The sequence below is a fragment of the Streptomyces sp. NPDC050619 genome, assembly GCF_040654815.1.
Classification (GTDB): domain Bacteria; phylum Actinomycetota; class Actinomycetes; order Streptomycetales; family Streptomycetaceae; genus Streptomyces.
The window spans coordinates 91,051-113,810 of sequence record NZ_JBFAIR010000039.1 but is presented as its reverse complement, the minus strand read 5'-3'; the positions used below and the strand labels follow the sequence as shown (position 1 = coordinate 113,810).

General features: G+C 70.7%; 21 protein-coding genes and 4 pseudogenes. 18 read left to right on the top strand and 7 right to left on the bottom strand.

Features of this window, described 5'->3' with window-relative positions:
* Positions 1 to 232 precede the first annotated feature (232 nt).
* Positions 233 to 442, top strand: a pseudogene (locus AB0I77_RS43190) (hypothetical protein); the annotation flags it as partial.
* On the opposite strand, the gene AB0I77_RS43185 reads toward AB0I77_RS43190, so the two are convergent.
* On the bottom strand, positions 414 to 1,469 hold the full coding sequence (locus tag AB0I77_RS43185; protein ID WP_363288340.1) for an aldo/keto reductase: 1,056 nt from the start codon (positions 1,467 to 1,469) through the stop codon (positions 414 to 416). The pseudogene AB0I77_RS43190 and the gene AB0I77_RS43185 sit on opposite strands and share 29 nt — an antisense overlap.
* 131 nt (positions 1,470 to 1,600) lie before the next feature.
* Here AB0I77_RS43185 and AB0I77_RS43180 point away from each other — a divergent pair, with 131 nt between their 5' ends.
* From AB0I77_RS43180 to AB0I77_RS43160, 5 genes are all read left to right on the top strand, one after another.
* Entirely contained in the window at positions 1,601 to 2,251 is a 651-nt protein-coding gene (locus tag AB0I77_RS43180) for a TetR/AcrR family transcriptional regulator (RefSeq protein WP_363288339.1), read from the top strand.
* Between the two features lie 349 nt (positions 2,252 to 2,600).
* A complete protein-coding gene (locus AB0I77_RS43175) occupies positions 2,601 to 3,251 on the top strand; it encodes a (2Fe-2S)-binding protein (protein ID WP_363288338.1) in 651 nt (216 codons plus the stop codon).
* A 12-nt stretch (positions 3,252 to 3,263) separates the two neighbouring features.
* Entirely contained in the window at positions 3,264 to 4,244 is a 981-nt protein-coding gene (locus AB0I77_RS43170; protein ID WP_363288337.1) for a xanthine dehydrogenase family protein subunit M, read from the top strand.
* Positions 4,241 to 6,436: a xanthine dehydrogenase family protein molybdopterin-binding subunit gene (locus AB0I77_RS43165; protein ID WP_363288336.1), complete on the top strand. Its 2,196-nt coding sequence runs from the start codon at positions 4,241 to 4,243 to the stop codon at positions 6,434 to 6,436. The genes AB0I77_RS43170 and AB0I77_RS43165 overlap by 4 nt, the downstream gene beginning before the upstream one ends.
* Positions 6,437 to 6,596: 160 nt before the next feature.
* On the top strand, positions 6,597 to 7,754 hold the full coding sequence (locus AB0I77_RS43160; RefSeq protein ID WP_363288335.1) for an XdhC/CoxI family protein: 1,158 nt from the start codon (positions 6,597 to 6,599) through the stop codon (positions 7,752 to 7,754).
* Positions 7,755 to 7,791: 37 nt separating this feature from the next.
* Here AB0I77_RS43160 and AB0I77_RS43155 read toward each other — a convergent pair whose 3' ends face one another.
* Positions 7,792 to 8,076 carry a cellulase-like family protein gene (locus AB0I77_RS43155; RefSeq protein WP_363288348.1) on the bottom strand — a complete coding sequence of 95 codons (285 nt, stop codon included), beginning with the start codon at positions 8,074 to 8,076 and terminating at the stop codon, positions 7,792 to 7,794.
* Positions 8,077 to 8,666: 590 nt separating this feature from the next.
* Between AB0I77_RS43155 and AB0I77_RS43150 the strand changes: the two are divergent.
* Positions 8,667 to 9,044, top strand: a pseudogene (locus AB0I77_RS43150) (sugar-binding domain-containing protein); the annotation flags it as partial.
* Positions 9,045 to 9,440: 396 nt separating this feature from the next.
* The gene (locus tag AB0I77_RS43145) at positions 9,441 to 10,172 is read left to right on the top strand and encodes a glycoside hydrolase family 2 TIM barrel-domain containing protein (protein ID WP_363288347.1); all 732 of its coding nucleotides are present in this window, start codon (positions 9,441 to 9,443) and stop codon (positions 10,170 to 10,172) included.
* Here the strand turns inward: AB0I77_RS43145 and AB0I77_RS43140 are convergent.
* Positions 10,112 to 11,281: pseudogene (locus AB0I77_RS43140) on the bottom strand (extracellular solute-binding protein). The gene AB0I77_RS43145 and the pseudogene AB0I77_RS43140 overlap by 61 nt on opposite strands.
* A gap of 148 nt (positions 11,282 to 11,429) precedes the next feature.
* On the opposite strand from AB0I77_RS43140, the gene AB0I77_RS43135 reads away from it, so the two are divergent.
* From AB0I77_RS43135 to AB0I77_RS43110, 6 genes are all read left to right on the top strand, one after another.
* Positions 11,430 to 12,191, top strand: coding sequence for an SDR family oxidoreductase (locus tag AB0I77_RS43135; RefSeq protein ID WP_363288334.1), 762 nt, complete (start codon positions 11,430 to 11,432; stop codon positions 12,189 to 12,191).
* A gap of 55 nt (positions 12,192 to 12,246) precedes the next feature.
* Positions 12,247 to 12,987 carry a FadR/GntR family transcriptional regulator gene (locus AB0I77_RS43130; protein ID WP_363288333.1) on the top strand — a complete coding sequence of 247 codons (741 nt, stop codon included), beginning with the start codon at positions 12,247 to 12,249 and terminating at the stop codon, positions 12,985 to 12,987.
* 14 nt (positions 12,988 to 13,001) lie between these two features.
* Positions 13,002 to 14,147, top strand: coding sequence for a galactonate dehydratase (gene dgoD / locus AB0I77_RS43125; protein WP_363288346.1), 1,146 nt, complete (start codon positions 13,002 to 13,004; stop codon positions 14,145 to 14,147).
* A 47-nt stretch (positions 14,148 to 14,194) separates the two neighbouring features.
* Positions 14,195 to 14,815: a bifunctional 4-hydroxy-2-oxoglutarate aldolase/2-dehydro-3-deoxy-phosphogluconate aldolase gene (locus AB0I77_RS43120; protein WP_363288332.1), complete on the top strand. Its 621-nt coding sequence runs from the start codon at positions 14,195 to 14,197 to the stop codon at positions 14,813 to 14,815.
* The gene (locus AB0I77_RS43115; protein WP_363288331.1) at positions 14,812 to 15,786 is read left to right on the top strand and encodes a sugar kinase; all 975 of its coding nucleotides are present in this window, start codon (positions 14,812 to 14,814) and stop codon (positions 15,784 to 15,786) included. Before AB0I77_RS43120 ends, AB0I77_RS43115 begins: the two co-directional genes overlap by 4 nt.
* 138 nt (positions 15,787 to 15,924) lie before the next feature.
* Complete coding sequence (locus tag AB0I77_RS43110; protein WP_363288345.1) at positions 15,925 to 16,338, top strand: SMP-30/gluconolactonase/LRE family protein; 414 nt, start codon at positions 15,925 to 15,927, stop codon at positions 16,336 to 16,338.
* Positions 16,339 to 16,384: 46 nt separating this feature from the next.
* On the opposite strand, the pseudogene AB0I77_RS43105 reads toward AB0I77_RS43110, so the two are convergent.
* Positions 16,385 to 16,510, bottom strand: a pseudogene (locus tag AB0I77_RS43105) (SMP-30/gluconolactonase/LRE family protein); the annotation flags it as partial.
* Between the two features lie 255 nt (positions 16,511 to 16,765).
* Positions 16,766 to 17,011, bottom strand: a complete 246-nt coding sequence (locus tag AB0I77_RS43100; protein ID WP_363288330.1) for a hypothetical protein — start codon at positions 17,009 to 17,011, stop codon at positions 16,766 to 16,768.
* A 69-nt stretch (positions 17,012 to 17,080) separates the two neighbouring features.
* On the opposite strand from AB0I77_RS43100, the gene AB0I77_RS43095 reads away from it, so the two are divergent.
* A complete protein-coding gene (locus AB0I77_RS43095; RefSeq protein WP_363288329.1) occupies positions 17,081 to 17,608 on the top strand; it encodes a hypothetical protein in 528 nt (175 codons plus the stop codon).
* Positions 17,609 to 17,759: 151 nt separating this feature from the next.
* Positions 17,760 to 18,572 (top strand): GntR family transcriptional regulator, encoded by an 813-nt coding sequence (locus AB0I77_RS43090; protein ID WP_363288328.1) that lies wholly within the window; start codon positions 17,760 to 17,762, stop codon positions 18,570 to 18,572.
* A gap of 84 nt (positions 18,573 to 18,656) precedes the next feature.
* Here the strand turns inward: AB0I77_RS43090 and AB0I77_RS43085 are convergent, their stop codons facing one another.
* Together AB0I77_RS43085 and AB0I77_RS43080 are read right to left on the bottom strand one after the other, a co-directional pair.
* Positions 18,657 to 19,766 (bottom strand): zinc-binding dehydrogenase, encoded by a 1,110-nt coding sequence (locus tag AB0I77_RS43085; RefSeq protein WP_363288327.1) that lies wholly within the window; start codon positions 19,764 to 19,766, stop codon positions 18,657 to 18,659.
* The gene (locus tag AB0I77_RS43080) at positions 19,763 to 20,659 is read right to left on the bottom strand and encodes a fumarylacetoacetate hydrolase family protein (RefSeq protein WP_363288326.1); all 897 of its coding nucleotides are present in this window, start codon (positions 20,657 to 20,659) and stop codon (positions 19,763 to 19,765) included. Before AB0I77_RS43080 ends, AB0I77_RS43085 begins: the two co-directional genes overlap by 4 nt.
* A 209-nt stretch (positions 20,660 to 20,868) precedes the next feature.
* Between AB0I77_RS43080 and AB0I77_RS43075 the strand changes: the two genes are divergently transcribed.
* Together AB0I77_RS43075 and AB0I77_RS43070 are read left to right on the top strand one after the other, a co-directional pair.
* Positions 20,869 to 21,783 (top strand): VOC family protein, encoded by a 915-nt coding sequence (locus AB0I77_RS43075; RefSeq protein ID WP_363288325.1) that lies wholly within the window; start codon positions 20,869 to 20,871, stop codon positions 21,781 to 21,783.
* 141 nt (positions 21,784 to 21,924) lie between these two features.
* Positions 21,925 to 22,719, top strand: a complete 795-nt coding sequence (locus tag AB0I77_RS43070; protein WP_363288344.1) for an oxygenase MpaB family protein — start codon at positions 21,925 to 21,927, stop codon at positions 22,717 to 22,719.
* Positions 22,720 to 22,760 lie beyond the last annotated feature (41 nt).

Below are 22,760 nucleotides of genomic sequence, written 5' to 3'. Positions count from 1 at the left end.
CAGCAGTGGGACCTCACCGTCCACGAGGTCGCCCGCAACGTCCATGCCCACCCGACCCTGGGCGAGGCCGTCAAGGAGGCCGTGCACGGCCTCGCGGGACACATGATCAACATGTAGCGGGGCGCTCGGCGCAGCGGCAACAGGGCCCGTTGGTCGCTCGGATCCAGCACAACCCGCTGGCCCCCGACGGCGCCGGGGCCCGCGGGCGCTCAGGTACTTCGGCGCCCTCCAGCGGCAGCAGTATCCGGACCTCAGGTACGACATCAAGCGGGTCATCGCCGAGGGTGGTCTGGTGGCCGTCCACAGCAACTCCGTCGACACATCGGGCGAGCGTGGCCAGGCCGTCGTGGACCTTTGCGCGGCAGACCGCCGAACCGGTGGGCGAGATGACCGCCGGCGGCAGGATCCGCGGTTCAGACCGCGGGCACCGCGGGCTGGGTGACGAGGGAGGCGTCACCGCCCTGGACGGCGTCTCGCGCGCGAGCGTTCGCCTCGTGGGGCACGCCGAGGGGGATCGCGCTGACGTCCGACAGGCGGGCGAGCTGCTTCGGGGCGAGCTGGACGTCCAGCGCGCCCAAGTAGTCGTCGAGCTGGGCGAGATTGCGCGGGCCGATGATCGGCACGAACGCGGTGGACGCCTGGGCGGCACGCTCACGGAGCCATGCCACCGACACCTGTGCGGGCGTCGCGCCGGTCTCCTCGGCGATGGCCAGGACGGTGTCGACGACGGCGGTCTTCTGCTCGGTGCTCTCGGTGTGGATGACCGCCTTGAGGTCGGTCAGCCGTCCCTCGTCGCTGCGGCGGTACTTGCCGGTGAGCAGTCCGCCGCCGAGCGGGGACCACAGGGCGGCGCCGAGGCCCAGGCTTTCGGCCATCGGCAGCAGTTCACGGTCTGGGGTCCTCTCGACGAGGCTGTACTCGATCTGGATGCCCGTGACCGGTGCCCAGTTGTTCAGGTCCGCGAGGGTGGCGGCGCGGGAGACCCGCCATGCGGGGAAGTTGGACAGGCCGGCGTGGAGGATCTTGCCGGAGCTGACCAGGTCGTCCAGTCCCCGCAGGATCTCCTCCATGGGCGTGAGGTCGTCGGGGAAGTGGACCCAGTACAGGTCGATGTAGTCGGTGCCGAGGCGCTTCAGGCTCGCCTCCAGCGAAGTGACCATGTTCTTACGGCTGTTGCCCGTCCTGGAGATGCCGGGCCGCGGGGATGCCCCGTTGGTGAACTTGGTGGCCAGGACGAAGTGGTCCCGGTCGGCGGCGACGAACTTCCCCACCAGTTCTTCGGACTCGCCGAACTGGTAGTTGTCCGCGGTGTCGAGGAACGTACCGCCGGCCTCGGCGAACCTGTCGAACATCCGGCGCGCTTCGTCCGGCTCGGCACCCGCACCCCAGCCGGTGCCGAAGTTCCCCGTGCCGAGTGCGTACTCGGAGACGCGCAGTCCGGTCCGTCGTCCGAAGGTCGTGTAACGCATCAGGTCTCCTTGGTGCTGATTTCGCATCGATAGCTCGGGCGGGCCGTGGCTAAGTAAGACGATCGGTTTACTTAAGCCACTACCGTATCTGGCCCACCGGCTTATGTAAAACGATCGGTATCCTTAAGGGCGTGACCGAATCTCACCCCGTACGTCGGCGTCGTGGGCGTGGCGCCCGGGAGCGGATCCTCAAAACGGCGACCGAGCTGTTCACGGCGCAGGGGATCAACGCGACCGGGATGGACCAGCTGTCGACCGTCGCCGAGGTGTCGAAACGCACTCTCTACACGCACTTCCCCAGCAAGGACGAGCTCGTCGGGGCATACCTGCACTCCCTGGTGGACGATCTCCTGCCCGTCCTCCGGTCGCCCGCCCAACCGACACCGGCACCGACACCGAGCCCGCGTGAGCAGTTGTTGGCCGTCTTCGACTGGAAGCTGCCGGAAACCACCGCTCCGTTCCGGGGATGCCCGTTCCTGAACGTCAGCGTCGAGGTACCCGACCCCGGGCATTCCGCCCACCGGCTGGCAGCGGCGTACAAGCGGGAATTCGCCCGCCGCCTCACGGACATCGCACGGCAGGCCGGGGCCGCCGCCCCGGAAACCCTCGGTGAGCAGCTGGCACTGCTCTTCGACGGCGCGGCCGCACGAGGCACCGCACTCAACAGCAGCGACACGGGCGCGTGCGCGCGATCCATCGCGGAGGCGTTGGTCGATGCCGCCCTCGTCGACGTCGGCCCGTCATCTCGTCGGAGGTCAGCCAGCATGTCCCCGCGGAACTGAAAGCAGCCCACCGACCCGCTGGTCCGCGTCACCGCGTCCTGCGGCTGCGGCAGCGCCTCAAGGTCCTCATCAAGCCCTGACCACAGGGCGCAACCCGCCACCGGAGAAGCGGCGGGGCCAGGGCCTGTCCCGCGCGGAAGCGCCCCGGCCATGTCGGCAAGTCGCTCCTGAGGAACCGTAAAGGGGGAGAAAAGTCTCCCTGCCACGAGCGTGGGCGGTGGTGCAAGACTGCCGATCTGAGCAGCCGCCACCGTCAAGGCGCGCGGTCGCCAGGGTCCCCGCGGTGATGAGGATCCCCCCTCCCGCTGTTGTGTACGACTGACCCGTTCTGTGATGCGAAGGCGTACGTATGTCTACTGAACTCCCTGAATCTGCCGTTCCACCCCCCACTGGATCCAGCGAGTCCTCCCCGGCCCCCACCCGGCGTACCTTCATCGCCACCAGCACCGCGGTCGGCGGTGCCGTCGTCGCGGGCGGCGTGGTCGCGGGCACGTTCCTCGCCGACTCGGATGAGGCGACGGCCGCGGAGAGCCCGCCCTCCAGCCGTGTCTCCCTGACGGTCAACGGCACCCGCCGGACCGTGACCGTCGACAACCGCACGTCGCTGCTGGACCTGCTGCGCGAGCACTTCGGGCTGACGGGTTCCAAGAAGGGCTGCAACGCTGGGGCCTGCGGCGCGTGCACGGTCCTCGTCGACGGGAGCCGGCACAATGCCTGCCTGACGCTCGCGGTGCGCCTGGAGGGCGCCGAGGTCACCACGGTCGAGGGCCTGGCCGACGGCGACGAACTGCACGCACTGCAACAGGCGTTCGTCGACCAGGACGCCTTCCAGTGCGGCTACTGCACTCCCGGCCAGATCGTGTCCGGTGTCGGCTGCATCCGGGAGGGCCACACCGGCTCGCCGGAGGAGATCCGCGAGTGGATGAGCGGCAACATCTGCCGCTGCGGCTGCTACGTGAAGATCGTGCGGGCGGTCGAACAGACCGCTCGCGGGAAATGAGGTTGAGCAGCCATGCATCCCTTCGCCTACACGCGAGTCTCCGACACCCGCGATGCCCTCAACGCCGGTCGCCACGGCGGGCGTTACATCGCCGGGGGCACCACGCTGGTCGACCTCATGCGCGAGACCGTAGAACGCCCCGGCACGCTGGTCGACATCAGCGCCCTGCCCCTGCGCGAGGTCACCGTCACCGAGCGCGGAGGCCTGCGTATCGGTGCGCTGGTGCGGATGGCCGAGGCCGCCGCCCATCCCAAGGTGCGCGCCCTGTACCCCGTCATCTCCCAGGCGCTGGAGCTGAGCGCATCCGCCCAGCTGCGGAACATGGCGACCATCGGCGGCAACATCATGCAGCGCACCCGGTGCACGTACTTCCGTGATGTGACCGCCGACTGCAACAAGCGTGAGCCCGGATCGGGTTGCGCGGCGCGGGAGGGCTTCAACCGCAGCCACGCGATCCTCGGCACCTCCGACTCCTGCGTGGCGACCCACCCCTCCGACGTCGCTGTGGCCTTCGCGGCGCTGGAGGCCCGGGTGCACCTGCTGGGCCCGGACGGGGAGCGGCAGGTTCCCTTCGCCGGCTTCCTGCTGCGACCGGGGAGTACCCCTCAGCATGAACAGGCCTTGCGACGAGGTGAGTTGATCACCGCAGTGGAGATCCCGGCTCACCCGCGTCCGCTCAAGTCCGGCTATCTGAAGGTCCGCGACCGGCAGTCGTACGAGTTCGCCCTGACCTCGGCGGCCGTCGCGCTGCACATCCGGGGCGGGCTGATCCGGGAGGCGAAGGTGGCCGCCGGCGGCGTGGGCACGGTGCCGTGGAAGCTGCCCGCCGTCGAGCGGCACCTCATCGGTGAACGCCCCTCCGAGTCCCTGTGGGCCGAGGCCGCCGAGCAGGCGACGGAGGGCGCCCGCCCTCTCCAACACAACCGTTTCAAGGTCGAGTTGCTTCAGCGGACCGTCGCACGCCAGCTGCGCATCGTAGGAGGTACCAAGTGAGCCCCCAGCCGCAGGCAGCCGTGGGTGCGCCGCTGTCGAGGGTGGATGGCCGGCTGAAGGTCACGGGTAAAGCGCTGTACGCCGCCGAGGAGGACATCGACGGAGCCGTGCACGCCGTCATCGTCGACGCCGCCATCGGCCGCGGCCGCATCACCTCGATCGACACCGGCGCCGCCGAAGCCCACTCGGGCGTGCTGCGGGTGATCAGCCATCGCAACGCGCCGAAGCTGCCGTACCGCGACAACCCCGGGTCCAACAACCTGCCCGGGCGCAGGCTGCGGGTCTTCCAGGACGACAAAGTCCTCTTCCACGGTCAGCCGGTGGCCGTCGTGGTCGCCACCACGCTGGAGGCCGCGCAGCACGGCGCGAGCCTGGTCAAGGTCGACTATGACGCCGAACAGCCCTCGACCGACCTGCACGAGGCCGAGCCGGACAAGCCGACGAACTACGCGCGCGGCGACGCCGAAGCCGGCCTGCGTTCCTCGGCGGTACGGCTGGATGTGACCTACGAGCTGGCGCGCAATCACCACAACCCGATGGAGCCGCACGCCACGATCGCCCGCTGGGACGGTGACAGGCTGACCGTGTGGGACAAGACCCAGTGGGTGATGGGCACGCACGACGAGCTCGCCGCCGTGTTCGACCTGCCCGCGGAAGCGGTGAGGGTCATCAACCCGTTTGTCGGCGGCGGTTTCGGCAGCGGGCTGCGCTGCTGGCCGCACACGGTCGTCGCCTCGGTGGCCGCGCGGGAGACGGGCCGTCCGGTCAAGCTGGTGCTGAGCCGTCGGCAGATGTACTTCGGCACCGGCTTCCGGCCCTCCTACGCATACCGTCTCCGGCTGGGCAGCGACCGGCGCGGCCGGCTGTCCGCCGCGGTGCATGACATCGACGCCGAGACATCGTCGTACGAGACGTTCACCGAGGCCGTCATGCCCGCGGGGCAGATGCTCTACAGCATGCCCGACGTGAGCCAGGCGTACCGGACGGTGCCGCTGGACGTGAACACCCCGATCTGGATGCGCGGCCCCGGTTTCGCCTCGGCGTCGTTCGTGATCGAGTCGGCCATGGACGAACTCGCGCACGAGCTCGGCCTCGACCCGATCGAGTTGCGCCGGCGCAACGAGCCGAACGAGGACGAGTCGAACAACCTGCCGTTCTCCACGCGCCGGCTCCGGGAGTGCTACACCGTCGGCGCCCGTGAGTTCGGCTGGCACCGCCGCAGCCCCGAGCCCCGCTCGACGCGTGACGGGGACTGGCTGATCGGCCTGGGCATGGCCGCCGGCGTCTACGACCCCGCGCGCTCCCCGGCGCAGGCCCGGGCCCGCCTGGCTGCCGAAGGCACCGCGGTGGTCGAGACCGCCGCCAGCGACATGGGGCCGGGCACGTACACCTCCCAGACCCAGGTGGCCGCCGATGCCCTCGGGCTGACCATGCGTACGGTCACCTTGCGGCTCGGCGACTCCCGCTTCCCGCCGACCCCGCCGCACGGCGGCTCCCAGACCATGGCCAGTGTCGGGTCCGCCGTCGTCGACGCGTGCGACCAGGTGCGGCGGCAGGCGATCAGGCTGGCCGTCGAGGACCGCGAGTCGCCGCTGTACGGCGTGGACGCCGACGACGTGGTGGTCCGCGGCGGCCGGCTGCACGTGCGGGGCAATCCGGCGCGCGGTGAGACCTACCGGAGCCTGCTGGCCCGCAACGACCGCTCCCACCTGGAAGCCCTCGGCTCCTACAACGGGCCGCCGAATCCCGCGTGGCGCTCCTACTTCGCCTACAACGCCACCTTCGCTGAGGTCGCCGTCGACGCGACCCTCGGTCTGGTCCGGGTGCGGCGGATGCTCGGCGTGTACGACGCCGGCCGCATCATCAGCCCCAAGCTCGCCGACAGCCAGGCCATCGGCGGCATCGTGGGCGGTATCGGCACGGCCCTGCTGGAGCACACCGTCACCGACCACCGCGACGGGCGGATCGTCAACGCCAACCTGGCCGACTACCTCGTACCGGTGAACGCCGATGTCCCCGAGGTCAGGGCGATCTATCTGGACGGCGAGGACAACGACGGCAACGCGCTCGGCGTGAAGGGGCTGGGCGAAGTCGTCCAGGTGGGTGTGGCGGCCGCGATCGGCAACGCGGTCTTCAACGCCACCGGCCGCCGGGTGCGCGAACTGCCCATCACCGCCGAGGCGTTGCTCTGACACGGGCAGTCCTCTCAGGGACGGGCCCATCGACCGGCCCGGCAGCCCGTACCCCCGTCGCTGCCGGACCGCCCAGGGCCGTCGCCGCGTATGCGCTCCCCGTCCGGCGCGGCGGCGGCCCGCCCCACCCCCTCGCACGGCGAACCACGGAGAACGACCCATGCTGAACATCGCGGACACACTGGACCACTGGTGCCGTGAGACACGCGCCTTCGCCCTGGCCACCGTCGTCGACGTCCGTGGCAGCGCGCCTCTGCCCGTCGGTACGTCGGTCGCGGTGGACGAGGACGGCAACGCGGTCGGCAGCATCTCCGGCGGCTGCGTCGAGGGAGCGGTCTACGAACTGTGCCGACAGGTGCTGCATGACCGGGGCGCGCCGCACCGCGCCTGGTTCGGCTACTCCGACGACGACGCCTTCGCCGTCGGCCTGACCTGCGGCGGCGAACTCGACGTCCTCGTCCAGCGCATGGATCCCGCGACTCGGCCGCACCTCGCCGCTGCCCTTGCCGAGGTGGTCCGGGGCGGACCGGTTGCCGTGGCACAGGTCGTGGAGGGTCCCGACGCACTCCTCGGTTCCACGTTGAGTGTGTTCGGCGACGACGGCCGGATCGCCGGCGGGACCGTGGACGGGGGGCCGATGGACCGGGCGGTGGCGGACCGGGCCGGGGCGCTGCTGCGGGCGGGCCGCACCGCTCTCGTCCCGCTCGGCGGCGACGCGGACACCTGCCCGGAGCAGCTGTCCGTTCTCGTCCACGTGGCCGCCACTCGTCCGCGCATGCTGATCTTCGGGGCCGTCGACTTCGCCGCCGCCCTCAGCCAGGTCGGCCGCTTCCTGGGCTACCACGTCACCGTGTGCGACGCTCGCCCCGTCTTCGCCACCGCGGAACGCTTCCCGCACGCGGACGAGGTGGTGGTCGACTGGCCCCACCGCTACCTGGAACAGACCCACGTCGACGCCCGTACCGTCGTGTGCGTCCTCACGCACGACGCCAGGTTCGACATCCCCCTGCTACGCCTGGCACTCGACCTGCCTGTCGGCTACGTCGGTGCGATGGGCTCACGGCGCACCCATGAGGAACGGCTGCGGCTCCTGCGTGAAGCCGACGTCACGCAGGACCAGTTGGCCCGACTGCGCTCCCCGATCGGCCTCGACCTCGGAGCCCGCACGCCCGAGGAGACGGCTGTGTCGATCACCGCGGAGATCATCGCCCACACCAACCAGGGCACGGGCCTGCCCCTGACCCGGATCACCGGCCCGATCCACCGACCAGCCGGGCGCGTCGACCAGCGGTCGGCTGTACCTGGCGGGAGTTCGTGACCGGCGGCCAGTGACAGCCGCACGGCGTGTCCTGTGTTCAGCCGCCTGTGATGCGCGCGTTGACGCGGCGCATCCAGTCCCGGTCGGTGTTCCACATGGGGTGGTGAGGTGCCGCGTTCGAGGTCGGAACGACACCCTTGAACCCGGCCTCCAGGCAACGGTCGACGACGAACTCCGCGATGTCCTTGCCGACGGCGTCCTCCTCGAAGCGGGTCAGCAGAGGGGTGTATCCCACCACGCCCTCGCCGAGGACGGCCGGGATCCCGCGGCGGCGGGCGAATCCGGCGACGGAGTCGACCCACAGGGCCAGGGTCTGCCGCATGGCCTCGCGGTGCGGAAGGTAGTTCTCGTACAGCCACAGGTCCCAGCGGTCGGGGTCGACCCAGTCGTGCGCGTAGAACAGTTCGCGCGGGATCCCGGTGGCCGCCAGCCGCCAGGGCTCGTCGGGCTGGTAGTCGGCGAAGGCGGGGGCGTCCGGGCGCAGCATGCGGGCCAGTTCGGGGGTGGGCCAGGTGGCCGAGGGGGGCGCCTGCTCGGTGCCGTGGCCGAGTCCGGCGGCCTGGTACAGCGCGCCGAGGACACCGTAGACGTAGAAGTGGAAGTGGGCGATCTGCGCCTGTTCCGGCAGCTCGTCGAGTTCGCGTGGCCAGGGCTCTCCCAGCGAGTACGTGACGGGGATGCCGGGGTGGCGCGCCCGCAGTAGCTCCACGGCGCGGCCGAGCGGGCCGCGCAGCCGGGAGTAGTGGGTGCCGCCGTCGTCCGGAACCAGGGAGCAGTTGTCGACCTCGTTGTGCACCTCGACGTAGGCGACCCGGTCGTCCAGTCCGCGCTCGGTGAGGAAGTCGGCCCAGGCACTTCCGCTTCGACCCCCGCGACCGCGGACTCGGCGAGGGCTGGCAGTCCCCGCGCCTCGACGACAGCGCATGGGACTTCATCGACGTCCCGGCGGCCTGGGACCTGCTGAACACGCCCGGATTCGCCACGGAGACCGCCACCTTCGGCACGGGCACGGCATGCGCCGACGGCTACGCCTGGTACCGCACCACCGTCGACGTTCCCGCGTCCTGGCCTGCCCGCCACGTGCGCCTTGCCTTCCTGGCCGCCGGCTACAGCGCCGACGTCTGGCTCGACGGCACCCACCTCGGCCAGCACGAAGGAGCGAACTCGCCCTTCGCGCTTCCGGCGGCGAGGGCGCTGCGGCCGGGGAAGCGGCAGACGATCGCGGTGCGAGTCTTCCGCCGGGCGCGCTACGTCGACTACACGGACCCGACCCCGCAGCCGGTCACCGACGACTACGAGATCCCGTACCAGCCGGTCGACCACTGGCCCTACGCGGGACTGACCCGGTCCGCCTGGATCGAGGCGGTTCCCCAGGTCACCATCGCGAAGCTGCTCACGGCCGGAGTGCGAGAGAGGCTGGAGGCACGGGCGGTCGTCGAGAACCACGGCACCACCGACTTCGAGGGCTACCTGACCCTGGACCCCGGTCGAGGGAGCGGCGGGCGACCGGTGGTCGTCGCGGCGCGGATCGCGGCGGGATCGGTCGGTGTGGTGCCCGTCTCGGTCTCCGTGCCCGGCGCGCCACGATGGGCCCCCGGCTCGCCGCACACGCTCACGGCCCGCGCCACGCTGAGCACCACGAAAGCCGGCGGCCCGCGCGTGGACGCCCTGTCCGCCGTCTACGGAATGCGTGACCTGTCCGTGGCGGGCGCGCAACTGCGGTTGAACGGCAGGCCGTTGTTCCTGAAGGGCCTCAACTGGTATGAGGAGACCAGCGAGCACGGCAGGGCGATGACCCCTGCCGAGTACGACAGGGAACTGGGCCACATCACCGCCCTGGGCGCCGACTTCATCCGCAACTGCGTCTACAACCGCCACCCGTACGTCTACGACTGGGCGGATGAGCACGGCGTGTACGTACAGGAAGTCCCACAGGATCGAGGCGATGACGCCGGGGACGCCGTACGGCAGGAAGTAGGCGGCACGCAGGACGTCCGCCCAGCGGTGGGAGAGCGTGTCGAGCGCCAGGGCCAGCGCGGTGGACAGCAGCAGCATCACCGGGATCTGCACCATGCCGAAGAGCAGCACCCGCGCGAAGCTCTCCAGGAAGGCCGACTGCTGAAGGGCGAGGGAGTAGTTGTCCAGCCCGGCGAAGCCGACGGTGGCCGGACCCAGGCCCAGCGAACCGGAGCGGACCGGGGTGAGCAGGCTCTGGTAGACGGCGTAGCCGAGCGGGAGGACGAAGGTGAACAGGAAGAGGGCGACGAAGGGGAGGAGGAACCCCCAGGCGGAGCGATCCGGGCGGGCGGAGCGCCCGCCGCCCGGTGCGGACTTCCTCGGCCGGCTGATCGCGGTGCTCATCGCGCGCTCCTCGCCTTGAGGCCTTTGGCCAGCAGGTTGTCCACGGTGCTTTGCTGAGCGTCGGCCAGCGACGAGGCGAGGGTGCCGTCCCCGGCCATGGCGGCGCCGAAGGAGTCCCCGAGCGCGGCGAAGTCGGCGTCCGTGGTGGGGGACCACTTCCAGGAGGTGTCGATGGCCCGGTCGGACGCGGTGAACACGTCGTTGTACCGCTGCCCGCCGAAGAACGGGTCGGGCTTGTCGAGTGCCGATCCGCGGAAGATGCCGGTGGCGGCGGGCCAGCCGTAGCCGACCGAGATGTTGAGGTCGACGGCCTTCGGGTCGGTGTTGACCCAGTGCGCGAACCGCAGTGCCTCACGCGGGTGGCGACTGCCCTGGAGGACGGCGGTGGACGATCCGCCCCAGTTGGCGGAGGCGTTCTCTCCCGGGGTCCACTGCGGCAGGGGAGCGCCCCGCCACTTCCCCTTGGTGCCCGGTGCGTTGCCGCGCAGCAGGGCGTCGCCCCACTGCGGCCCGACCCAGGCGGAGATCTGTCCGGTCTGGATCTGCCGGTACCAGGCGCTGTTCATGGCGACGACCCAGTCGTCGCCCTGGGCGCGTATCCAGCGTGCGCCGCGCTGCCAGCACATCGCGGCGAACCAGCCGGGCTGGTTGGGGTTGAACGTGGACAGCCGGGCGCCGCCGCCGCGGGCCTTGACCACGCGGGCGGCCTGTTCGAACTCAGCTCAGGTGGCGGGCGTTTCGATGCCCCACTTCTCGAAGAGGTCCTGGCGGTAGAAGAGCCCCATCGGGCCCGAGGCCTGCGGGATGGTACGGACCCGCCCGCCGAAGACGCCCTGGTTCCACTGCCACGGCACGTAGCTGTCGCGCAGCTCGTCGGCGCCGTACGCACTCAGGTCCGTCAGGCCGTTGACCAGCATGAAGCCGGGGAGCTCGTGGTACTCGACCTGCGCCAGGTCCGGGGGGTTCCCGGCGGTCAGCGAGGCGTGCATCTTCTGGTAGCCGCCCTGCACGTTCTGGGGGATGGTCTGCATCTCGACGTGGATGTCGGCTCCGTCGTTCCGACGGTCTGGCCGCAGGGCGGTCAGTGCGGGGGCGGCGGTGAGCGCCGCTGCCGCCCCGGCACTCCACCGGAGCGCGGACCTCCGCGAGGGTGGTGAGGTATTCATGTACGTCCCTTGTGTCCCTTTGTTACGGCCACGAACCGTCCGCTCTCGCCCGCCGGTCAGTCTTGAAGCGCTGTCGCACGCTCGTCAAGATATTTCCATTATTAATGGAAACAGCTAGGGTGACTCAGGACGAAAGGAGAGGGCTGCGATGACGGAATGCGGCAGGCTGACGGGGCGCGTAGCGGTGATCACCGGAGCCGCCCACGGGATCGGCGCGGCCACGGCCCGCAGGCTCGCGGCCGAGGGCGCGGCGGTCGTGATCACGGACGTGGACGACGCGGCCGGCAAGGCGCTCGCGACGGGCATCGTGGAGAGCGGGGACCAGGCGGAGTACGTACGCTGCGACGTGACCTCCGCCTCCGACTGGGAGCACCTGGCCCGCCACGTCGACCAGGTTCACGGGCGCATGGACGTGCTGCACAGCAACGCCTTCGCCCAGCTGAACAAGCCCGCCCACGAACTGAGCGAGGCCGAGTGGGACGGTCAGATGGCCGTGCTGCTCAAGCCGGCCTGGCGAGGGATGAAGACCTTCGCCGGCATGCTGCGCGAGGCAGCGGGGTCCGTCGTCCTCACCTCCTCGGTGCACGCGGTCATCGGTCTGCCCGGCCATGCCGCATACGCCGCGGCGAAGGGCGCGCTGTGCTCGCTGGGCCGCCAGCTGGCCGTCGAGTACGGTCCGTACATCCGCGTCAACACGGTGCTGCCCGGTCCCATCCTCACCGCGGCCTGGGACTCGATCCCCGAGTCGGAGCGGGCGCGCAGTGCGGCGGCCACGGCGGCCAAGCGGTTCGGGCAGCCGGAGGAGGTCGCCGCCGCGGTCGCCTTCCTGGCATCCCCCGACGCCTCCTATGTCACCGGCGCGAGTCTCGTCGTCGATGGAGGATGGAGCGTCATGAAGGAGTCCTCGTGAGCGACGCGCACCGTGCGGAGCCTGAGCGACCAGGACCAGAGCGGAAACGGAGAACGTGGTGACGCATCCCGGCAAGGGGCTGCACGGCCAGGCGGTGGAGGAGCTGGGCCGACGCATCATCCGCGGCGACTACCCCCCGGGCTCCGTGGTGGACCCGATCAAGTTCGAGACGGAGCTCGGCGTCAGCAAGACCGTGGTGCGCGAGGCGATGCGGGTGCTGGCCTCCAAGGGCCTCCTCGAATCGAAGCAGAAGCGCGGTACCACCATTCGGCCCCGTGCCGACTGGAACCTGCTCGACAGCGACCTGCTGCGCTGGCAGGGCAGCAGCGCTCCGACCGATGACTTCCTGGAGGACCTCGCCGAGGTCCGCGCCATAGTCGAGCCCGCCGGCGCCCGGCTCGCCGCGACCCGCCGCACCGAATCCGACCTGGTGGCGATACGGCTGGCGCTCGACGCCATGGCGGCGGCCGGAACGGACGCGGACGCGATGGTGGAGGCGGACCTCGCCTTCCACCGCGCTCTGCTGGACGCCGCCCACAACGAACTGCTCAGCCGCATGGAGGTCGTCATCGAGGCCGGCCTGCGCATCCGTGACCGGATCGTGCACGGTGCCCAGCACTTCTCCGACTCCGTACCGGTGCACCGGGAGCTGCTGCGAGCGATCGAAGCGGGCGATCCCGACGCCGCCGTGTCCGCCGTCGAGTCCCTGCTCACGCAGGCGTCCAAGGACTTGGCCGCCGCCGTGCAGCCCAAGGACGATCGCGACGAAGCCGCCACCGAGCCCCCGCAGGAGTAACCCCTTTGAAAATCATGAAAATCACCGGACTTGAGACGTTCCTGGTGGCGCCGCGCTGGCTGTTCCTGCGCATCACCACCGACGAGGGTGTCACCGGCTGGGGCGAGCCGGTGGTCGAGGGCCGTGCGGAGACGGTACGCGCCGCGGTCCACGAACTGGCCGACTACCTCGTCGGCCGGGACCCGCTGCGCATCGAGGACCACTGGCAGGTGCTCACCAAGGGCGGCTTCTACCGCGGCGGTCCGATCCTCTCCAGCGCCGTCGCCGGCATCGACCAGGCGTTGTGGGACATCGCCGGCAAGACCTACGGCGTCCCGGTGCACCGTCTCCTCGGCGGCCCGGTACGCGACCGCGTGCGGATGTACGCCTGGATCGGCGGAGACCGCCCGAGCGACGTGGCCGAGCTGGCCAAGGAACAGGCGCAGGCCGGCTTCACCGCGGTGAAGATGAACGCCTCGGCCGAACTCGCCGCGATCGACACCCCGGCACGTACCGCCGAGATCGTCGAACGCGTCGCGGCCGTGCGCGAAGTGCTCGGCGACGAGCGGGACATCGCCGTCGACTTCCACGGCCGCGTCTCCACCGCCATGTCCCGCCGCCTGCTGCCTCTGCTCGAACCGCTGCACCCGCTGTTCGTCGAAGAACCCGTCCTGCCGGAACACTCGGCCCACCTGCGCGGCCTGGTGGAGTCCACGAGCATTCCGCTCGCGACCGGCGAACGCCTCTACTCCCGCTGGGACTTCCGCGAGGTCATGACCAGCGGCATCGCCGTCGCCCAGCCCGACCCGTCGCACGCCGGCGGCATCTCCGAGGTCCGCCGCATCGCGGCCATGGCCGAGACGTACGACGTCGCCATGGCTCCGCACTGCCCGCTCGGCCCGATCGCGCTGGCCGCCAGCCTTCAGATCGCCTTCGCGGTTCCCAACTTCCTCATCCAGGAACAGAGCATGGGCATCCACTACAACCAGCAGCGTGACCTGCTGGACTACGTGATGGACCCGGAACCCTTCCGCTTCGACGGCGGCTATGCCGTCGCCGGCTCCCGCCCCGGACTGGGCGTCGAGATCGACGAGAAGGCCGTACGCCGCGCCGCCGAAACCGGACACCGCTGGCGCAACCCCGTATGGCGCGGCGCCGACGGATCGTTCACCGAATGGTGACCGACCGACCGTCCACACAATCACCCGCTCAAGGAGAGCACCGTCCCATGAACCTGGTGGAATCGCTTGGAGTTCACCGCCTGCTGGCGATCGTCCGAGGCAAGGACAGCGGCGCGGCTCTGCGCACCGTACTCACCCTCGCCGAGGAAGGGGTCGCGGCCATCGAGGTGTCGCTGACCACCGCCGATGCCCTGACGGTGATCAAGCAGGCGCGAGCCGAACTGGGCCCCGACGCAACTCTCGGCGCCGGAACCGTCCGCTCGGCCGCGGACGCCGCCCGCGCCGTCGACGCCGGAGCGTCGTACCTCGTCACCCCCGCACTGGTCGACGGGCTGGAGCCCTACGGCATACCCGTGCTGATGGGAGCCCTCACCCCGAGCGAGATCGAGGCCGCCCTCGCCAAGGGCGCCGACGCGATCAAACTCTTCCCCGGCTCCCTCGGCGGACCCGGCTATCTACGGGCCCTGCGCGACCCCTTCCCCGACGTGCCCTTCGTGCCCGTCGGCGGAGTGGACGCACAGGCCGCCCGCGACTACCTGGACCTCGGCGCCATCGCCGTCGGCGTGGGCTCACCACTCGTCGGCGACGCGGCCGACGGCGGTGACCTGGGCCAACTCCGCGGCCGTGCGACCGAGTTCCGCAAGGTGGCCGCAGGGGAGACGCCGTGACGACACCGGATCGCCAGGCCGCGCCCGAAGTGGTCACCTTCGGCGAGACGATGGCGGCACTACGGGCCCACAGCACGCTACGGCTGGGCGGAAATCTCGGCCTGTCCATAGCGGGAGCCGAATCCAACGTCGCCATCGGCCTCGCCCGGCTCGGACACCGAGTGCGCTGGGCCGGCCGGGTCGGTGCGGACGAACTCGGCGCGCTGGTGCTGCGCACACTGCGCGCCGAGGGCGTCGACACCGCGTACGCGGTCACCGACGACACCGGACGGCCCACAGGACTGCTGTTGACCGAACCCCGGCTGGGCACCCTGACCCGGGTGAGCTACTACCGCGCCGGTTCGGCGGGTTCGGCCGTCTCAGCGGCAGAGGTACTGCCCGCCCTGGCGTCCGGATCGCGCATCCTGCATCTCACCGGCATTACGCCGGCGCTCAGTTCGTCGGCGGCCGAGGCGGCTCTGGCGGCCGCGACGACGGCTCGCGCTGCCGGCATCACCGTATGCCTCGACGTCAACTACCGCTCCCGGCTGTGGACCGCTGACCGGGCGCGCACGGTGCTCCGGCCTCTGCTGGACCGCACGGACCTGCTCATAGCCTTCGAGGACGAGCTGCCGCTGATGCTGGGACGGCCCGACGCGGGCGAGCCCGAGGGCGTGCAGAGCCTCCTGGCCGCAGGAGTCAGCGAGGTGGTCATCAAGCGTGGCGCACGCGGGGCGACCACCTACACCGTCGGCGGCACGACCGACCGCTCGGCGCGAGAGGTCGACGCGGTCGATCTGGTCGGCGCGGGCGACGCCTTCGTGGCCGGATACCTGTCGGCACTCCTCCACGGCGCCGACATCCCGGCACGCCTGCACCGAGCCGTCACCACCGCGGCCTTCGCCGTCGGCACCCCGGGCGACTGGGAGGGCCTGCCGACGCAGGACGAACTCAGCCTGCTCGACCGACCGGACGGCACCACGATCCGCTGACGAGGAGAGCGACGATGACGTCCGCAGCGGCCGGCTCTTCGAACTGCACGACGGCACCGACCCGACCCCGTACCAACTGGCCCGACTCGAAGTGCCGCTCGGCGCCGTCGCACCGGTACACGACCAGCCGGACACTGGATCACCGCCGCGGACACCGGCATCGCGCTGCTCACCGCCGACGGCAAGCTGGAATGGCTGGACCGTCCCGAGGACCGCACCCCCGCGCCCAGCCGGATGAACGACGGCGTCGCGGACCCCGCCGGCCGCTGCTGGGCCGGCAGCATGCCCTACGACGGCACCCCCGGCGCGGGCTCGCTGTACCGCACGGACCCCGACGGCACAGTGGAACGCGTCCTCGACGGCCTCACCATCGTGAACGGACCGGCGTTCAACGCCGACGGCACGGTCCTCTACCTCGCGGACAGCGCGGCCGGCACCATTCACCGCCGGCGGGTCGACCCGGCCACGGGCGACCTCGGCGGGCATGAGATCTTCGCCCGCCTCCGAAGCGGCTGTGATGCGGACAAGTCGGGACGCCGGCCTCCCCGCTGATGCGATGGCGCAGAGTGGCGAGAGAGCGGAGCGGCACCGGAGATGTGGGCTGCGGGGCGGGCACGGCCGGCGTCGGGAGCAGGTGCCCGTCCAGGTGGTACCGGCGGACCGCGCCACCGCCCCACACGGCGACCCACAGGCAGTCCTCGTCGTCGACGGTCATTCCGTCGGGCCGTCTGCCTGCACCCCTCGGACTCCCGCCTCCTGATCACCACCGCCGGGCATGGCTTGCACCGGCCAACGGCGGCCTCGGGTGCGGTGCTCAGCGCCCGGGTAGGGCGGTGTTCACCGTGCGGCCGGGCTGCCCGGACTCCCGCACCAGGAGCGGGCTTGCGGTGACCGGGCTGTTGCGCCTGCCGGCGTTGGGACTTCACCCAGACCCTTCACCCTTCCAGCCCGTGGGCGGCGGGAGTCGTCGATGTGTGACTCACGTCTGCTCCGCGAAAGGACGTGTGGTCCCGCCCGCACCCCCGTGACCTGCGGGCTCTTTCGCTTCCGGGGCGCGGGGAACCAGCCCCACCAGCAGGGCGCCGATGACGCCGGGTACGGCGAGCGCGTAGAAGTTCCACTGGAACGCAAGCCCGGCTCCGATGATGAGCCCGAGCAGCGGCGGGGCGAGCATCGAGCCGATGCGGCCGAAGCCCAGCGTCCAGCCCATCGCTGTGGCGCCCATGCGTACCGGATAGTGCTTCGAGACATAGCCCCGACACCGCCCAGTGCGACGGCCGCGTACAGCACCGTCGTGGGCAGCCGCAGGCTGAGGAGTATCACGGACACGCTGAAGCGGGACCCGGTGGCCCTCCAGGCCGAGGGAATGGGTGAACTCGCCGTGCACCGGCGGCCCGGCTCACCCTTGCCGACGGACCGGTGGGCGGTCGACAACGCGCGGAGCGCCTTCGCGTTCGTCCTGCGTGCCGTACTCGCCGACGTCGCCGACTCCCCGGTCGACGACAGTCAACTCGTCCCGGTGGGCGGCACTTTGCAGAGGTTTCAGGCCCTGCCGGCAGGTGCTGTGGACGGAACAGCTGTGGACGGAAACGCTGTGGACGGGACCACACTCCACCCGCCCGTGGTCGTAACCCCGCGCACCACAGCCACCACACGGCCCATCCGCGCCTACCTCGAGGTCTGCCGCCTGAGCACGGTGGAGCTGCTGACCGCCGGAGCGCCGGGCATCGAGGCGGTGGCCGACCTGCGCCGCCGCTTCACTCCGGCCTGGCAGCCCTCGTGCCCGCTCCAGTCGCTGATCGGTCCTCCCCTGGAGCGCTGAGGAGATCGACACCGTCGTCGGGCGATATCCGAGTGAGTGGATACAGTGAAACCCCTCCTTGGAGCGGGATGTGCAGGGGCGGACCCGTCGGGGACTGCCCCTTACCGTTCTTCGCGTACAGAAGCTGCATACACCTGGGTAAACTCCTGGCATGACCAGGAGGAGGGGCCAGACCCCCGAGGAACCACGGCCGGCGGACGACGGCAGCGACAGCGGCGACACGCGGGTCACATTTGAGCCGATGGGTGGAACACCCGTGCAGCCCGGGGGTGGACGCCGACTCGCCCTGGACGTCCACGGACGCCTGCGGGAGATGATCCTCAGCGGTGAACTGCCGCCGGGGTCGGCGCTGCTCCAGGCCGAGATGGCACGGAATCTGGGCGTCAGCCGCACGCCGATGCGTGAGGCGTTCCGGCTGCTCCAGGAAGAAGGGCTCATCGACGCACGGCCCGACCAGCGAGCGCGCGTGCGGTCAGTGGACCCCGAGGACCTGGACGGTGTCTACGGCGCTCGCATCATGCTCGAAACGCTCGCTGTGAGCGTGACGGCCAAGTCGCTCGGGGCTGGGGACCTGGAGCGCATGGGCGAAGCCCTGAAGCGCATGCGGGAAACGGCGGGCAACGACCGGCCGGACGAGTGGCATGCCGCGCACAGGGAGTTCCACGGGATCGCGACCCGGGCCGTGGGGCCGCGGCTGCGGCGCATGCTCGAGTCGCTCGGCGAACACAGCGAGCGCTACATCCGGCTGGCCCAGCTGGGCGCACCCAGCTCATGGGGCCGGGCGCACACGGAGCACGAAGCGCTGCTGGAGGCGCTGCGCCTGAGTGACCCCAACGAGGCGGCACGCGTGGTTGCCCGTCATCTGGCACGCACCGCTTTGAACGTGCTGGCGGACATCGCCCCGGAGTACGAACCCGAGGCCACGCGGACCGCGCTGGGAATCGCGGGCAACGGTCAGTCCTGATGCCGCCTCAGCCCGGCTGGGCCGGCTCTGGTCGCGGTGACACAAGCACGAACCTGTGCCTGGCCACGGGTGTCAGGGCCTGCCTTATGCGTCCCAGTCCCCGGGACCGAGGGTGAGTGCCACCCGCCCGAGGCTGTTGTCGTCCTCCATGTAGCGGTGGGCGTCGGCGGCGCGGGCGATGGGGAACGTACGGTCGAGGACCGCGCGGAATCCGTGCTCGACCTGGATCCACAGTGCCTTGACCGAGGCAGCGTTTCCGGTGCGTACGCCGATGATGCGGTGGCAGTCGGAGTACAGGCGCCGCAGATCGATGCGGACGTCGCCGCCGAGGAACGCGCCGGAGGTGACCACGGTGCCGCCGCGGGCCAGGGTGTCGAGTGTGGCGTCCCAGATGGCGGGGTCGCCGAGGTTGTCGACGGCGATGTCGACGCCGTGACCGCCGGTGGCCTCGCGCACGCGATCGACGAAGTCCTCGGCGGTGGTGTCGAGTACGACGTCGGCGCCCGCCGCGGCCAGAGCCTTGCGCTTTTCCGGCGAGCGGGAGGTGGCGATGATCCTCGCGCCGAGGTGCTGGGCGTAGGCGCCGGTGGTGGAGCCGAGGGCGGAGGCGGCGCCCTGGATGAGCACCCACTGCCCGGGGCGCAGCCCCGCCTGGGCCAGCTGGTTGGCGGCCACCGCGCCGACGAGTGCCAGGGAGGCGGCCATCGCGGCCGGAATGCCGTCCGGGACCCGGTGGACGTTGCGGGCGGGCACCGCACAGTATTCGGCGTAGGCGCCGGGGCGATGGGTGCCGATCACGCCCAGGTCGGGGCAGACTTCCTCGCGGCCCGCCACGCAGAACGCGCAGCTCCCGCAGGCGACCGCGGGAAACACGGCCACCCGGTCCCCGACCCGGACGGACTCCACGCCGTCGCCCAGTGCGGCGACGACGCCCGAGTGGTCGGCGCCCAGCACATGGGGCGGCTTGATCTTGGCGTACGGGTGGTTGCCCGCCCGGGCCGTGAGGTCGAGCAGCCGGCCCAGGCCGACTGCCGCGACCTGCACGAGGACCTCGCCGGGGCCGGGGCGGGGAGTGTCGGTCGTGGCCTGTTCCAGGACGTCGGGTGGTCCGAACCGGTGGAACACCATGGCCCGCATCGCATCCGGCACGGGCAGCGGTTCCGGCCAGTCGGGTTCGGCAGCCGTGTCGTTCATGACGCCACCACCGTGTTCTCCAGACGGCCGATGCGCTCGATCTCGACGACGACCTCGTCCCCGGCGGTCAGGAACTCCCCACGCGCCACTCCGACGCCGGCCGGTGTGCCCGTGAGGATGACGTCCCCGGGTTCGAGTCGGGTCAAGCGGCTGGCCGCCGCGACCACTTCAGGTATCGGTACCATCATCCGCTGCGTGGACGAGTCCTGCTTGACCACGCCGTTGACACTCAACCGGATCCGCAGGTTCTGCGGGTCGGGGACCTGCCAGGCGGGCACGATTCCGGGGCCGAGCGGGCAGAAGCCGTCCTGTCCCTTGTGGCCGACCCAGTCGTACGCGAACGGCTCGCCGATCGGCTTCGCGGCGGTGAGCCGGTCTCTGGCCGAGATGTCGTTCGCCGCCAGATAGCCGGCCACATGATCGAGGGCCTGCGCGGGCGAGAGGTCGCGGCCGGTGCGGCCGATGACGACGGCGAGTTCCGCCTCCCAGTCGACGCGGGCGCCCGGGTAGGAGGGCAGCGGCACCGGGTCTCCCGGCCCCGTCACGGTGGTCGTGGGCGGCTTGAGGAAGAAGAACGGTTCACCCGGCTCGTCCGGGAGTTCGACGCCCATCTCGGCGCAGTGGTCCCAGTAGTTGGCGCCCGCGCACAGCACCTTGCCCGGAAACGTCAGCGGGGGAGCGAGCCGGGCGCCGGCGACGACGTCCGACAGGGCCGGGGTCCAGTCCCGAAGCAGCGGTGCGAGCAAGTCCCAACGGCCCAGCACCTCCATCAGCGTCTGGCCTTCGGTCCCGGGCGGCCCGTGGACGACGCTCCCGCCGGCGCTCACACCGACGGCGACCTTTTCCGAGTCGTCGACCCGGTACTGCACCAGCGACCATTCAGGCAATCTCATGTCTTCCTCCAACAGGCGGCTCTCTCAGTGCAGCAGAACCATAGTGGATACACATTGAGCTGAGAAGGGCGGGCTGTGCTCCAGGTCTAAGAGGAGTTTCCGCAAAAAGGTTTCATTGGACACCTGGACGTATGGACTGAAAGGTGCACACACTTAGGGAGGTGCGGCTCGTGAGGGACGCGAGTCCATCGGAACCATGAGGAGTGCACATGTTGCGTGTAAAAGGTCTCCTGCACTACGGGCTCCAGGTGCCCTCGCTGGATACCGGCGCGAGCTTCTACAGCGCGTTCGGACTGGAGACGGTGGAGCGTGGTAACGCGGTGGTGATCCGCTGCGACGGCCGGGAGCAGGACCAGACGGTGCTGATGGAAGGGCCGGTCAAGCGGATGCACCACGTGGCCTTCGCGGTAGAGCCGGACTCCCTTCCGCAGTGGCAGCGCCACATCGAGGGCATGGGGCTGAAGCTGCTGGACGCGCCGGCCGAGGTGCCCGGTGGACTGTGGTTGCGCGATCACGAGGGCAATCTGATCAACCTCCGGGACGAGGGGATCGCACCCTGGCGCGAGTTCGGTACCACGGACGGACAGGACGCCAACGTCGGCGACCGTGTCCGCAGGGTCGACCAGGCCCGCTGGCTGAACGCGGACGAGAAGCCCCGCCCCCAGCGCCTCGGACACATGCTGATCTTCAGCTCCGATCTGGACGCCTCCGAAGCCTTCTACGCCCGCGCCCTCGGACTCCGCCTGTCGGACCGCATCCCCGGCATCGCCACCTTCATGAACTCAGGGCCCGGCGACCACCACGTCTTCGGTTTCGTCCCGGCGGCCCACCCCGGTCTGCACCACTCCAGCTGGATGGTGTCCGACATCGACCGGATCGCCATGGGCGCGCGGAACATGGCCGCCGCGGGCTACTCCAAGGGCTGGGGCCTGGGCCGCCACACCCTCGGCTCGAACCTCTTCCACTACGTCCAGGACCCCTGGGGCAGCTGGATCGAGTACTCCAGCGACATGGACCGCATCACCGAGGACTGGAAGCCGAACGACTGGGACTGCCCGGCCGCCGTGTGGTGCCCCGAGATGCCGTCCGACTTCATCACCAACCAGGAAGAGAAGCCCGCCTGAGCTCGTAAGAGCTGCCTGGCTTCACCGGAGGTCACGAAGGTGCCCCTGGTGCCGGCCAGGAATCCTGGTCACACTGCAGGGGTGACGGCCTACCCGACAGGTGACCCGGGGCTGTTCGGACCGGACTCGGTGACCTGGCAGATGCACGGCGACCCGATGATGTGGGTCGCCGGCGTCCGCGCGCTCTACTTCCAGGCGCTGCACCCCCGAGCGGTGCGCGGCGTCATGCAGAACTCCGACTTCGAGCGGGACGCCTGGGGCCGGCTGATGCGCACCGCGAGCTTCGTCGGCACCACGACCTACGGCACCACCGAGGCCGCCGAGAAGGCGGGCGCCCGGGTCCGCAAGATCCACAGCATGCTGTCGGCGACCGATCCCGACACCGGCGAGCGCTACGGCGTCGACGAACCCGAGCTGCTGCTGTGGGTGCACTGCGCCGAGATCGACTCCTACCTACACGTCGCGCGCCGCTCCGGCTTCCCGCTCACCGACGCGCAGGCCGACCGCTACATCGGCGAACACCGCGTCAGCGCCCGCCTGGTGGGCCTCGACCCCGACGCCGTACCGGCCGACCAGGCCGAGATGAACGCCTACTTCGAGAAGGTGCGGCCGGAACTCGCCGCCGGAGAAGAGGCACGCGCGGTGGACGACTTCCTCCTCCGCCCGCCGACGCATCCCCTGCTCGTCCCGGCGCGCGAGGTGCTGTGGCGGCGCGTGGCGCATCTGGCGTACGCCGCCCTGCCGCCGTACGCCCACGAGCTGTACGGCAGAGCGGCTCCCGAACCCGCCACCGTCACCCGCCAGTTGCGTGCCACGGGCACCCTGCTGCGCCGCGTTCCCGCACGTCTGCGCTGGCAGCTCCCGCCCAAACACATCCTGCGCGCCATGGCCCGCCTCGGCCCGGGCTCCCGCCCCGCACCGTACAAACTCGGATGACAGCTCGCCATACTGGACGAGCCAGGGGAGGGCGGGTGACG